This window comes from Roseibium sediminis (assembly GCF_008711325.1).
Taxonomy (GTDB): Bacteria; Pseudomonadota; Alphaproteobacteria; order Rhizobiales; family Stappiaceae; genus Roseibium; species Roseibium sediminis.
Genome location: NZ_VXDB01000007.1, coordinates 1 through 13,895, shown reverse-complemented (window position 1 = coordinate 13,895; position 13,895 = coordinate 1). Strand labels below are relative to the sequence as shown.

Annotated in this window: 9 protein-coding genes; 6 read left to right on the top strand and 3 right to left on the bottom strand. The window is 57.8% G+C overall.

The window, feature by feature from the left end:
- Positions 1–87: 87 nt before the first annotated feature.
- Positions 88–780 (bottom strand): alpha/beta fold hydrolase, encoded by a 693-nt coding sequence (locus tag F0155_RS08405; RefSeq protein WP_150524060.1) that lies wholly within the window; start codon positions 778–780, stop codon positions 88–90.
- Positions 781–788: 8 nt separating this feature from the next.
- The gene (gene ubiG / locus F0155_RS08400) at positions 789–1,547 is read right to left on the bottom strand and encodes a bifunctional 2-polyprenyl-6-hydroxyphenol methylase/3-demethylubiquinol 3-O-methyltransferase UbiG (RefSeq protein WP_150524059.1); all 759 of its coding nucleotides are present in this window, start codon (positions 1,545–1,547) and stop codon (positions 789–791) included.
- Between the two features lie 192 nt (positions 1,548–1,739).
- On the opposite strand from ubiG, the gene F0155_RS08395 reads away from it, so the two are divergent.
- The 6 genes from F0155_RS08395 to clpB all read left to right on the top strand — a co-directional run bounded on the left by F0155_RS08395 (position 1,740) and on the right by clpB (position 11,213).
- Positions 1,740–2,990 (top strand): aspartate kinase, encoded by a 1,251-nt coding sequence (locus F0155_RS08395; RefSeq protein WP_150524058.1) that lies wholly within the window; start codon positions 1,740–1,742, stop codon positions 2,988–2,990.
- Positions 2,991–3,063: 73 nt separating this feature from the next.
- Positions 3,064–5,331, top strand: coding sequence for a phosphoenolpyruvate--protein phosphotransferase (ptsP, locus tag F0155_RS08390; protein WP_150524057.1), 2,268 nt, complete (start codon positions 3,064–3,066; stop codon positions 5,329–5,331).
- A gap of 47 nt (positions 5,332–5,378) precedes the next feature.
- Positions 5,379–6,458: a peptide chain release factor 1 gene (prfA, locus tag F0155_RS08385; RefSeq protein WP_150524056.1), complete on the top strand. Its 1,080-nt coding sequence runs from the start codon at positions 5,379–5,381 to the stop codon at positions 6,456–6,458.
- Positions 6,455–7,297, top strand: coding sequence for a peptide chain release factor N(5)-glutamine methyltransferase (gene prmC, locus F0155_RS08380; protein ID WP_150524055.1), 843 nt, complete (start codon positions 6,455–6,457; stop codon positions 7,295–7,297). The genes prfA and prmC overlap by 4 nt, the downstream gene beginning before the upstream one ends.
- Positions 7,298–7,689: 392 nt before the next feature.
- Positions 7,690–8,367 carry a DUF4167 domain-containing protein gene (locus F0155_RS08375; protein WP_204934413.1) on the top strand — a complete coding sequence of 226 codons (678 nt, stop codon included), beginning with the start codon at positions 7,690–7,692 and terminating at the stop codon, positions 8,365–8,367.
- 248 nt (positions 8,368–8,615) lie between these two features.
- Positions 8,616–11,213 carry an ATP-dependent chaperone ClpB gene (gene clpB / locus F0155_RS08370; protein WP_150524053.1) on the top strand — a complete coding sequence of 866 codons (2,598 nt, stop codon included), beginning with the start codon at positions 8,616–8,618 and terminating at the stop codon, positions 11,211–11,213.
- Between the two features lie 55 nt (positions 11,214–11,268).
- Here clpB and F0155_RS08365 read toward each other — a convergent pair whose 3' ends face one another.
- Entirely contained in the window at positions 11,269–13,251 is a 1,983-nt protein-coding gene (locus F0155_RS08365) for a M23 family metallopeptidase (RefSeq protein WP_208999189.1), read from the bottom strand.
- Positions 13,252–13,895: the final 644 nt, after the last annotated feature.

Sequence of the window (13,895 nt, the reverse complement as noted above, 5' to 3'; positions counted from 1 at the left end):
AAAATACAGCGCCATCATTACAATGATGCGAAACTCCACGTTGATTTAAATCAAGGATACAATCAAAAATTCACTTTTTGGGCGAGGTCAGGACTTCATCCATGCAAGGAGCTCGGCTGTCACCTTGGCGGGTTCTTCAAGCGTACTGAGATGCCCGCTGCCCTCTATGACTGCAAGGCGGCTTCCCGGGATCAAGTCATGGATTTCCCTTGCCAGATCAGGCGGGGTCAGGCGGTCTCCATCGCCGACAAGAACCAAGGTCGGACACGCGATGTTGCCAAGTCCGGGCCGGGAATCAATCCGGTTGATGAGAGCTGTCTGCTGCCGGATAAATGCTTCTTCTCCGGTCTCCATCGCCATTTCGACCACGGTTTCCAGAAGCCCCTGATCATTCTCGCGGCTTTCATGAACGAAACCCGGATATAGAAGGTGCGGAACTTTCCTGAAGTCCTTCTTGCGCGCAAGTTCGATCAGAAAGCGCCGCCGTTCGCTTTGTTCTGCCGTGTCGGGTCTGGCATTCGTATCAAGCAATGCAAGCCGTGAAACGCGCTCGGGGGCTTTACGAAGAATCTCCATGGCGACATAGCCGCCCATGGAGAGGCCGGCGAGTGCAAAGCGGTCAGGGGCGGCGTTCAAAATGCTTGCGGCGATATCCGCAATGCTCTCGTGGCTCCGGTGATCGGCGACAAGGATCGGATGGTCCGAGAAGGCCGCGATTTGTGGCGCCCACAGGATTTCCGTGCACAGGAGACCGGGAATGAAGACGATTGGTTCCTTCATTGTGCCTCTCAGCTCTTCGGACGTTCTGCAAGCATCATGTAGTTGACGTCGAGATCCTTCGAGCGGTGCCAGCTGTCTGTCAGCGGGTTGAAGGTCACGCCGCTCTTTTCCATGACCTGAAGCCCGGCGGTTCTCAATGGTCCCTCGATTTCTTCAGGGCGGACAAGTTTGTCGAAGGTGTGGGTGCCTCTTGGCAGCCAGCGCAGCACGTATTCGGCGCCGACGATGGCCAGTGCATAGGCTTTCAGGGTCCGGTTGATCGTGGCAACAAACATCAGCCCACCCGGGCGAACCATCGCCGATGTGGCCGACAGGAACAACGGCACGTCAGCAACATGCTCGACGACTTCCATGTTCAATACGACGTCGAATGTCTCGCCATTTGCAGCGAGGTTTTCGGCCGTATCGGCGCGGTAGTCGATGTTAAGGCCGGACCGCTCCATATGAACTCTCGCGACCTCGATATTCGTCGCTGAGGCGTCTGCCCCCACAACCTCGGCTCCAAGCCGGGCCATGGGTTCGCTCAAGAGCCCGCCGCCGCATCCGATATCCAGAAAGCGAAGGCCCTTGAAGGCATCGGTCGACTTGGCATCGCGGCCGAAGTGCTTGCAGACGGTCTCCTTGATGTAGGAGAGGCGGACCGGATTAAACTTGTGAAGCGGTCGAAACTTGCCTGTCGGGTCCCACCACTGGTCGGCCAACGCGGAAAATCTGGCGACCTCTGCGTCGTCGATCGTGCTCTTCGTCGATGTGCTTTCGGTGTTCATCCGGTTTCCCTTCACCCGTTGCCGCAGCCTTGCTCACACAAATGTGCGGAATGTCCATCTGTGTCGATCTAAGGTCTTGCTCAAATTGTCAAGCGCTGCAGTTGCAGGACGCGGTCTTGGGCTGTATGTGTGACGCCCGATCTCAAAGGTGCTTCCGGCACCTGACCACAAGAAACAAAGACGACGATCGAAATGGCGCGATTGGTACTGAAGTTTGGCGGCACATCCGTGGCCGACCTGGACCGGATCCGAAATGTGGCCCGCCACGTCAAACGCGAGGTGGATACTGGCCACGAAGTGGCCGTGGTTGTGTCGGCGATGGCAGGCCAGACTAACAAGTTGGTCGACCTGTGTCGGCAGGCCTCTGCGTTGCATGACGCCCGCGAATATGACGCGGTGGTGGCCTCCGGCGAGCAGGTGACATCGGGTCTTCTGGCCATTGTCCTTCAGGATATGGGTGTGAATGCCCGTTCCTGGCAGGGTTGGCAGGTGCCGATCAAGACCGACGAAGCCCATGGAGCTGCTCGTATTCGCGAGATCGATGCCGATTTTCTGATCGAGCGGATCAGTCAGGGGCAGGTGGCCGTTCTGGCCGGTTTCCAGGGCATTTCCCCGGACAACCGGATTTCGACACTCGGTCGCGGTGGCTCTGATACCAGTGCGGTTGCGATCGCGGCTGCGGTGAAGGCAGATCGCTGCGATATCTATACCGACGTGGACGGCGTCTACACGACTGATCCGCGCATCGTGCCAAAGGCGCGCCGTCTCAACCGCATTGCCTTTGAGGAAATGCTGGAGATGGCTTCCCTGGGTGCCAAGGTGCTTCAGGTGCGCTCTGTCGAAATGGCCATGGTGCATGGCGTGCGGACCTTTGTGCGCTCCAGTTTTGATGATCCGGATGCCCCGCAACTCGGCGAAGGCAACCTTCCCCCAGGAACTCTAATCTGCGACGAGGATGAACTCGTGGAACAGCAAGTTGTGACCGGCATTGCGTTTGCCAAGGATGAAGCCCAGATTTCGCTCCGCGATGTTGCGGACAAGCCGGGTGTTGCACAATCGGTCTTTGGCCCGCTGGCGGATGCCCACATCAACGTGGACATGATCGTCCAGAACATTTCCCCGGACGGAAAAACGACGGACATCACCTTCACGGTTCCGGAAACCGACTACATTCGGGCCAAGAAGGTACTTGAAGAGAATCGGGCGGCCATCGGTTTCCAGAATCTGGAAGGCGCGACAGATGTCGTGAAGGTTTCAGTCATCGGAATCGGCATGCGCTCGCATGCAGGTGTTGCGGCCCAATGTTTCCGCGGTCTGGCGGAAAAGGGGATCAATATTCGCGCAATCACCACTTCGGAGATCAAAATTTCCGTTCTGATCGATTCCGCCTATACGGAACTTGCGGTTCGGACTCTGCATTCGCTATACGGGTTGGACGGGTAATACCAACTGCCATGCGTGTGCTGGGCAGGGCGCACGCTGAACACGCGGATCAGAACGCTAGTGAGGTATAGCCATGCGCGGCAATCTGGCCGGCCCGCGTCTTTTGCTCCGCCGCCTTCGGGAGGTCATGGCGGAGCCAATCAAGGCGCAGGAACGGCTCGACAAGATTGTGGTCTTGATCGCATCGAATGTGGTTGCCGAAGTGTGTTCGGTCTACATTCTGCGGGCCGATGGCGTTCTTGAACTTTATGCAACCGAAGGCTTGAAGCGGGAGGCTGTTCACCAGGCTTCCTTGCGTGTTGGTCAAGGCCTTGTCGGTCTGATCGCTGCTGAAGCCCGTCCGCTCAATCTGCCCAACGCTCGCGCACATCCGGGCTTTACCTACCTGCCGGAAACGGGTGAAGAGGCCTTCAATTCCTTCCTTGGTGTTCCCATCCTGCGGGCCGGACGAACGCTCGGCGTTCTCGTGGTGCAGAACAAGTCCCACCGGACCTATCTGGAAGACGAGGTCGAGGCTCTCCAAACCACGGCAATGGTCATTGCGGAAATGGTGGCTGCCGGGGAACTGGAAGCCATTGCCCAGAAGAACACCGGGCTTGACCTGTCCCGTCCGATTCACGCCACGGGCGTTGGCCTTGCCGAGGGTGTTGGCCTTGGGCATGTGGTGCTTCATGAACCGCGCGTTGTCATCACCAATCTCATTGCCGAGGATGTGGATGCCGAACGGGTTCGGCTTGAAGGGGCTATCGGGCGGTTGCGCCTGTCTATCGATGATCTTCTGTCCAGCGGCGACATTGCAGCCAGCGGCGAGCACCGCGAGGTTCTGGAAGCCTTCCGGATGTTTGCCCATGACCGGGGCTGGATCCGGAAGATCGAGGAAGCGATTCGCAACGGCCTGACTGCAGAAGCTGCGGTTGAAAAGGTTCAAAGCGACACCCGTGCGCGCATGTTGCGCCAGACCGACCCCTATCTTCGGGAGCGTCTGCACGATCTGGACGACCTTGCCCATCGCCTTATTCGGGAGTTGATGGGGCGCCAGCACGGTCCACTGTCGGCAGAATTGCCTCAGGACGCCATCATCGTTGCCCGCAACATGGGGGCAGCCGAACTTCTTGATTATGGGCGGGATCGGATTCGCGGTCTTGTTCTGGAAGAAGGCGGCCCGACAAGCCACATCACCATTGTTGCTCGGGCCCTCGGCGTGCCTTTGGTTGGCCAGCTGCATGACATCGTCAGCCTTGCAGATGCGGGCGACGGGATCATCGTGGATGGCGATGCCGGAGAAGTGCATCTTCGCCCGACGTCGGAAGTCGAAAGTGCCTATGCGGAGAAGGTTCGATTCCGGGCGCGGCGGCAGGCGCAGTATCGCCGGTTGCGAACCAAGCCTTCGGTCACGCGCGACGGGGTCGACATCACGCTGCAGATGAATGCAGGCCTTCTGGTGGACCTTCCGCATCTGGTTGAAGCGGGCGCTGCCGGTGTTGGTCTGTTCAGGACCGAATTGCAGTTCATGGTGGCGTCGTCCTTTCCCAGGATGAGTGACCAGCAGGCACAGTACCGCCAGGTTCTGGAAGCTGCGGGTGGTCGTCCGGTCACATTCCGCTCGCTTGATATTGGCGGTGACAAGGTTCTTCCGTATCTGCGCTCCATTCAGGAAGAAAACCCTGCCATGGGCTGGCGCGCGCTGCGCCTTGGTCTGGATCGTCCCGGCCTTCTGCGAACCCAGATCCGGGCGTTGCTGATGGCGGCAGCCGGGCGGGAACTGAAACTGATGTTCCCGATGGTTGCCGAGGTAAGCGAATTCATCGCCGCCCGCACCCTGGTGGAAAAGGAAGTCCAGCATCTTCGCAAACATGGACACGATTTGCCGGAAACCACGCGCCTCGGTGTGATGGTGGAAGTGCCATCGCTGCTCTATCAGTTGGATGAGCTCTTTGCCGAGGTGGATTTCATTTCGGTTGGTTCGAATGATCTCTTCCAGTTCTTCTGCGCGGCTGACCGCGGAAACACCCGGGTTGCCGATCGTTTCGACACGTTGGGTCTGGGTTTCCTTCGCGCCCTGAAGTCGATTGTCGACGGAGCGAGTGCCGCGCATGTGCCTGTCACCTTGTGCGGTGAGTTGGCTGGCCGCCCCCTGCAGGCGATGGCCCTGCTTGGACTCGGGTTCCGGGACCTGTCCATGTCGCCGGCGAGCCTGGGGCCGATCAAGGCCATGCTTCGTTCGCTCGATGTGGGGCGTTTGTCGGCCCGGCTTTTGCCACCGCTTGAACCGGGGCATCCGGAAAACGACATTCGCGATTTCCTGCAGCGATTTGCCGACGAAACCAACGTCGAACTGTAGCCTTTTCAATCACTCGGTGATGCGAGACATCAAGGAGATCTGCGCTCATGCTGGCGCGTCAGAAGCTGAATACATTGCTGGATCGGTTTGCCGAGCTTGAACACCAGATGTCGGCAAATCCCGATCCGACGACATATGTGAAGCTGTCGCGGGAATATTCGTCGCTGGAAACACTCGTCGGAAAGATCCGGGCGCTTCAAAAGGCCGAGAAGGATCTGGCCGAGGCCGAAGAATTGCTGAAGGACTCAGGTACGGACCGCGAGATGCGCGAGCTTGCCGAGTTGGAAAGAGATGAGCTTCTGGAGAAGGTTGAGGACCTGACGCAGGACGTTCGCATCGGCCTTCTGCCCAAGGATTCTGCGGACGCCAATGACGCGATCCTTGAAGTGCGGGCCGGAACGGGCGGCGATGAAGCCGCGCTTTTTGCCGGCGATCTTTTCCGCATGTACCAGCGATTTGCCGAACTGCGCGGCTGGAAGGTGGAGGTTCTTTCGGCCAGTCAGGGTGAAGTTGGTGGTTACAAGGAAATCATCGCATCCGTTTCGGGAGAGAACGTCTTTGCCCGGCTGAAATTCGAATCCGGTGTTCACCGGGTTCAGCGGGTTCCTGCCACGGAGTCCGGCGGACGCATTCACACCTCGGCAGCTACGGTTGCGGTTCTGCCTCAGGCGGAGGAAGTCGATGTCGAGATCAACGAAAGTGATCTGAGGATCGATACGTTCCGAGCCTCGGGAGCAGGTGGCCAGCACGTCAATACGACAGATTCGGCGGTTCGCATCACGCATGAACCGACCGGGATTGTTGTTGCGGTTCAGGATGAGCGCTCCCAGCACAAGAACAAGGCACGCGCGATGCAGCTGTTGCGCGCCCGTATCTATGACGAAGAGCGTGCGAGGGCTGCAAACGAGCGCACGGAAGCCCGACGCCTTCAGGTAGGCTCGGGAGATCGTTCCGAGCGCATTCGCACCTACAATTTCCCGCAAGGGCGGGTAACGGATCACCGGATCGGTCTTACCCTCTACAAGCTTGAGCAGATTGTTGCCGGCGAAGCGCTCGAGGAAGTCATCGAAGCCCTGACCGTCGACTATCAGGCAACCCTGCTTGCCGCCGAAGAAGGTGCAGCTTGAAACTTGGATCGCTCTATCGCGCGGTTCGAGACAGGTTCCGCGCCGAGGGGATCGAGACGGCGGATCTTGATGCTCGGCTCCTTGTCAGCGGGATTTTGAAACTCAGCCCCGGCGATCTGATCATCCGGGAAGCCGATGAAATCGGTGCAGAAAATGCCAACCTAGTCGAGGCTGGCACGTTGCAGCGCCTTTCCGGAATGCCGGTTGGACGGATCCTTGGTACACGCGAGTTTTTCGGCCTGGAGTTTCGGCTGAACAGCGACACCCTTGAGCCGCGACCGGATACCGAGATTCTGGTCGAAACCGTTCTTGATGATGTGAAGGACCGGCCGCATTGGACGTTCCTTGATCTGGGGACAGGATCGGGAGCGATTGCCGTGGCGTTGGCGGCAAACAGTCCAGGCGCATTCGGGATAGCTGCGGATATTTCATTGAATGCCCTGGAGGCGGCGCGCGCCAATGCAGAAGCCAATGGCGTTGGCGGGCAACTGGCGTTTGCACAGGCCAATTATGCGGCCCCGTTTGCGGGGAGCTTTGACTGGATTGTCAGCAATCCACCCTATATCGCAAGCCGGATAATCGAAGAGCTTGATGCCGGCGTGCGGGAACATGATCCAATGCGCGCGCTTGACGGCGGGGAGGATGGACTGGACGCTTACAGGGTTCTGATTCCACAAGCGAAGCCCCTTTTGTCCCCGAAGGGAAGGGTCGCGCTTGAAATCGGGTTTGACCAAGGGGGTTCCGTCAGCAATCTTCTCGATGTCCACGGTTATCGTAACATTGAAATCATTGCGGATTTGAGCGGTATGGATCGAGTTGTCGTAGCTGCCATAGGATAACCTTCGGTCTTTTGAACCTATGGCGAAAAAACGCTTGGAAATGCTCGCGGAAACGGTTAGTTTCGGCTTACCGAGACCGGAAAAGTGAAAGGCGTCAAGCAGCTGTTCCTTTGGGGTTCCGCAGGGAAGACGCAGAAATCACTTCTCAGACCGTCTCTTTTGACGGGATGTTCGGATTTTCGGATTGTCAGGAAACTACTCATCAGCCTGCTGCCATTCTGTGGCGAGCTTAACCGCTTTTGGTGTGTTTTTGGCGAGTGCCGTTCTCCGCTGGGGGTTCGGTTAATGTTCGGATCGGTATTTTGCAATTCCGATGTTGGTCGGCACTAGCCGACCGCCGTTACTTAAGAGAAAACGGCAGGATGAGACCAGGAAATCAAAGCAATAAGCGCATGCGCGGTCGTGGTCGTAAGGGCCCCAATCCGCTAACTCGGACCTTCGAATCGAACGGTCCTGATGTGAAAATCCGTGGTACGGCTCAGCATATCGCTGAAAAATACCAACAGCTTGCCCGCGACGCCCAGGCGTCGGGTGATCGCGTGATGGGTGAGAACTATCTGCAACATGCAGAGCATTACCTGCGCATCATTGCTGCCGCGCAACCGCAACCGGCTCCACACTCACGGCATGATGCCGAAGAGGGTGCTGAGGGGCCTGTCAGCGGGGCAGGCATGAATGGCGAGCGTCAGCGTCCCGATCGTCAGGGCGGTGGCAATTCGGAATATGTCGAGGAAGACAGTCCGCAACCGTTCATTGAGAGCATGCCGACGATTGATGCGTCCGGACAGGTCAATCGGTCTGCCGAACGTGACGACGACGACAGTGGCGACGATGCTGGTGAGGACGATGCGGAAAAACCGCGCCGTCGTGCTCGGGTTGCCCGCGGGCGCCCGAGGAAAGCCCCTGCTGACGCAGACGAAGTCGCAGAAGCTGGTGAAGCGGCAGAAGCAACTTCTGATGCGGGCGACGAGGATGCTCCAAAGGCTCGCGCTCGGCGCACGCCGCGGCCACGCAGACCCAAGAAGGCGGATGATGCACTCGAGACAGAAGGCGTTCCTGCCGGCGAGTGAAGATTGCCTTGTGGTTGCGTTTGATTAACGCACTGCCGGCCATACGAGTTGAACGATTACAAACGGCGCCCTTTTGGGCGCCGTTTTTATTTTGGGCATAAAAATCAACCCGCTGCCTCTTTTGTGATTTAATTGCAACACCTATATGATGGGAGCGGCAGGACTGCCGTGCGAGTGCCCGTCTCAGGGGCTCGTATCCCAAGTCGTCAGCCATGCTTCGGGTGGTATGACGGATCAGGAGGAATGCGATGAGTTTTGAAAAATACACCGAGCGGTCGCGCGGCTTTATTCAGTCGGCGCAGACCTTTGCCCTTGGTCAGGGGCATCAGCAATTTACGCCCGAACACATCCTGAAAGTGCTGCTGGATGATGCCGAAGGCATGTCTGCTGGCCTGGTGGCCCGGGCGGGCGGCGATGTGAAAATACTGCAGGCCGGCGTTGAAAAAGCCCTTTCGAAACTGCCGAAGGTTTCCGGCGGTGCCGGACAATTGTACCTGTCGTCAGCCACTGCACGTCTTTTTGAAGAAGCAGAGAAAATCGCGGACAAGGCTGGCGACAGCTTTGTGACCGTCGAGCGTCTGCTTCTGGCTCTGGCCATGGACGGCGAAAGCGAGGCAGGTAAACTGCTGAAGCAGGCTGGCGTTACGGCCAAGTCCCTCAATGAAGCGATCAACACGCTGCGGCAGGGCCGCACTGCCGATAGTGCGACCGCTGAGAACCAGTATGACGCCTTGAAGAAATATGCCCGCGATCTCACCGAGGTTGCCCGGGACGGCAAGCTTGATCCTGTGATCGGACGAGACGAGGAAATTCGTCGCACGATCCAGGTCCTGTCGCGCCGCACCAAGAACAATCCGGTTTTGATCGGTGAACCCGGTGTCGGTAAAACGGCAATTGCCGAAGGTCTGGCCTTGCGCATCGTCAATGGCGATGTGCCTGAATCGCTCAAGGACAAGCAACTGCTTTCCCTCGACATGGGCGCGCTGATCGCCGGTGCGAAGTATCGCGGAGAATTCGAAGAGCGTTTGAAGGCTGTGCTTTCCGAAGTGCAGGCTGCTGCAGGCGGTATCATCCTGTTCATTGACGAGATGCATACACTTGTCGGCGCCGGGAAGGCCGAGGGGGCAATGGATGCTTCCAACCTTCTGAAACCTGCCCTGGCTCGTGGAGAGCTCCACTGCGTGGGGGCTACGACGCTGGATGAATACCGCAAGCACGTTGAAAAAGATGCGGCTCTTGCCCGCCGGTTCCAGCCGGTTTTTGTCAGCGAGCCGACAGTTGAGGACACCATCTCGATCCTGCGAGGAATCAAGGAAAAGTACGAGCTGCACCATGGCGTTCGGATTACCGACTCCGCCATCGTGTCCGCAGCGACCTTGTCCAATCGCTACATCACCGACCGGTTCTTGCCGGACAAGGCGATTGACTTGGTCGACGAGGCTGCCAGCCGCCTGCGCATGCAGGTGGATTCCAAGCCGGAAGAGCTGGACGAGCTGGACCGCCGCATCATTCAGCTCAAGATCGAGCGCGAGGCCTTGAAGGCAGAAAATGATGCTGCGACCAAGGACCGGCTGGTGAAGCTGGAAAAAGAGCTGTCGGAGCTTGAGGAGCAGTCCAATGCCCTGACCGCCCGCTGGCAGAGTGAAAAGGAAAAGCTGAACCTTGAGCAGAAGATCAAGGAGCAGCTGGACCAGGCTCGGATAGATCTGGAAATTGCACAGCGGCAGGGCGATTTGGCGCGTGCCGGAGAGCTGGCCTATGGTCGCATTCCGGAACTGGAGCGCCAGCTTGACGATGTCGTGGCCAAGGAACAGGTCGATGCCATGGTCGACGAGGCGGTCACGACTTCGCATGTGGCTCAGGTCGTGTCGAAATGGACCGGCATTCCGGTTGACAAGATGCTGGAAGGCGAGCGTGACAAGCTTCTGAGAATGGAAGACGTGCTTGCCGAGCGTGTTGTCGGACAGGCCGAGGCTATTCGCGCCGTTTCGACAGCTGTGCGCCGGGCTCGTGCAGGCTTGCAGGATCCTAATCGTCCAATCGGGTCCTTCATGTTCCTTGGGCCAACCGGTGTTGGCAAGACAGAGCTGACCAAGGCCTTGGCCCGGTTCCTCTTTGATGATGACACCGCCATGGTTCGGGTCGATATGTCCGAATACATGGAGAAGCACTCTGTCGCGCGTCTAATCGGAGCTCCTCCCGGTTATGTCGGCTATGACGAAGGCGGGGCTCTTACGGAGGCTGTGCGCCGCAGGCCCTATCAGGTCGTCTTGTTCGACGAGATCGAAAAGGCTCACTCGGATGTCTTCAACGTGCTGCTTCAGGTGCTCGATGACGGACGGTTGACCGATGGTCAGGGCCGGACGGTTGATTTCCGGAACACGCTGATCATCATGACCTCGAACCTCGGGGCCGAGTATCTGGTCAATCAGCCGGATGGAGAGGACAGCGATGCGGTCCGCGATCAGGTGATGGCGAGTGTGAGGGGTCATTTCCGGCCGGAGTTCCTCAACCGGCTTGACGAGATCGTTCTCTTCCATCGCCTGCAACGCTCGCAGATGGGTGACATCGTCAAGATCCAGCTTGCTCGCCTGCGGGCACTTCTGGCGGACCGGAAGATTGAGCTGTCGCTGGACGATGCTGCGCTCGGGTGGTTGGCCCAGAAGGGGTATGATCCGGCCTATGGTGCGCGTCCACTGAAGCGCGTCATTCAGAAGGAGGTGCAGGATCCGTTAGCCGAAAAGCTGCTCTCGGGGGCAATTCTTGACGGACAATCCGTCGTGGTGACTGCTGCCGGAGATCGTCTTCTCTTCGAGGTTGACGGAGAAAGCAGCGCCGCTGCCTGATCAACCTGCTGCTCGAAAATGGAAAACCCGGCCAATTGGCCGGGTTTTTTGTTGCTCAGTTGACCGAGGCAAATCGTGACGGGCGCTTGCCCTTGTCGAGGAGGGCATCAACCCTTTGACGCTCCCGATTGAATTCTGCAAGCATGTCACCTTCAAGCACGCGGCCGCGGGGCAGACGGATGCGCATCGGATCAACGAAGTTGCCATTGACCTTCACCTCGTAGTGGAGGTGGGGTCCGGTGGACAGACCCGTGGAGCCGACATAGCCGATGATCTGGCCCTGGCTGACGCGGGCGCCCTCGCGAATGCCCGAGGTAAAGCCGTTCAGGTGGTTATAGGTCGTCATGTATCCGTTGGTATGGCGAACTTCGATGCGCCGACCATATCCCGAACTCCAGCCAGCCTTGACCACGGTTCCGTTGCCGGCAGACATGATAGGCGTGCCGCGCGGAGCAGACCAGTCGACACCAGTATGCATGCGGCGGTATTTCAGGATGGGATGACGCCGCATGCCGAAGCCCGAGCGGAAGTGACCGCCGGACAGAGGCTTGCGCATCAGGAATTTCTTCGCGCTCTGGCCGTTGGAATCATAATAGTCGACAACACCGTCATCCGGCGTTCTGAAACGGTAGAATTTTCTGGATGTCGCGCCGGTGGTGAGCGCCGCGTAGAGGATTTCCGGTGTTGCGTTTTCCGTGCCGTTTGTATCTGCGAAAAACAGCTCCAGCGTATCTCCCGGCTGAACCCGTGCGTTGTAGTCCACATCGAAGGAGAAAATCCGGATCAGCTCGTTGATGACGTCATCCGGGAGTTCTTGCTCAAGCGCTGTCTGGTAAAGGCTGTCATAGATCGCTGGCGTCGGTCCGCCATAGGAAATCCGGTCTGCTTCGGCAAAAGCGCTCGCAAGGAAGGTTGTCGGTGCCTTCGCCTTTACATAGGTACCGTTGTCGGAGCGTGCGACGGTCGCCTTGTGTTCCGTTTCTACATAAAGGCTGACGCGTTCAGGCCTGAACCCGTTCCCATCCGGCGACGGCGCAAAAGCAATCCGCAACCTGTGACCGGTGGTCAGCGTGTCGAGCTGATAGTTCTCGACAAAGGCTGCCTGAATGAGGTCGGCATCTTCGGGTTGGATATCCTGCCCGCCAAGAGCGTCCACAATCTCGATCTCTTCGGTGATCGGGACGATCTTTTCGTCCATCCCCGTATAGCTTGTGTCTTCGTCTGTCTTAGAGACAAAGGAAACGTTTTCCGGCGTGATGCGAACCGAATAGCGCGCAAGATCCGGCTGCCGCGCGAGATTGAAGTCAAACCGACCGGGATCTACCAGCGCGGTGACTGCGTCATCGAATGACTGTCCCGGCGCGGACAAGAAACGGGCGGACCTGCGAACCTGAAGCTCTACTTCCTTTTCGTCCGGACGGAACCCGTTCCTGATCGCCGGGTTGTCGGCGGGAAAAGCAGCAAGGGCAATACTGATCTCGCCTTCAACGCGAGCCCCATAAATGCTTTCCGACAATACCGGTGCCGCATCTGAGGACGAATCTTGAGAATTGGCGAGATTGTCGGAAAACAGCGTCAACGGGTTATAGGGTGGGATTTCCTGCGCATAGTCTGCATCCTTGCGGGTCGCAAGGGTGGAGGTCATGAAGGCATAGGGCTTCATCTTGATGAACTCCTTGTCACCTTCTCGGGTGACAACGTTCACGTCGATGATCTGTTTGTTGGCATATTCCGTCGCGGCCTTGGATATCCTATCGCTCTTGCCGCCCTTTGCCAGATCGCGGGACGACACTTGGTCCAGTGCATTGACGCCGCCGGTGGCTGCAGAAACCGAATACTGCCCGTCAATCGCCGTCATCAGGGCGCCACCCATCAGCGCGACCGAAGTCAGACCGGTCAATACGGTGCCTGAGAGCCAGCGAACGGATACCTGTCTTTTATCACGCAGCACATGTTGGTCGCCCTGCATGACGAGAGGTGGGTGGTCCCCGAGGTCTACCTTGATATTCTGCTGAGACTGAAAACTGCCAAACTTCATGCGTGTCTGTTCGATTACCTGTCTTGAGGCCCGGATGTTGGATAGGCGCAAGCGCCATATACAAGGGGGCCGGAGCAACTCGTCAGAGCCATGATCCGGCAATAAGGGGCAAAAATGCCGGTATTGCGGCAGTACGTCAATGAATTAGCTCATGCCCCCCATATATGTGTCTTGCAGGGTGCCGTTTGGGCATGTCGGCACTGCGGGTTTCTTATGAGGGTATTTTGCGTGCCAGAGACGATATTGTGCACATGCTAACAAGTCGTTATCATATTGATATATTTGTGTTTATTCTAGAATTGATGGAATTTGGGCCGACTGTCGTGAGCTTGTGTGAATCTTTTTTGACAAAGGTTGTTGACTCACAAATGAGGCCTGCGTATAAACCGCTCCATCGACGGCGGCGCTGCGGCAACGCGGTGCGGTCCTGAGGGATCTACCACACAATTCAGTCGGTCAAAGCCCAATCGGGTGGCGGTCGTCTGTTGTGGTCTCGTCGAAAACCCTAGTGGGTTTGTTCATTGACAATTTGATATTTGAAGGAAGGGAAGCGTAGGCGGCGTAGGTCTTGCGGTTCTGGCTTAGGCTGGGACGTTTTAAGAGTTACGCAGGTACGCTGATCTTTCAGACAAGGAAGCCGATTG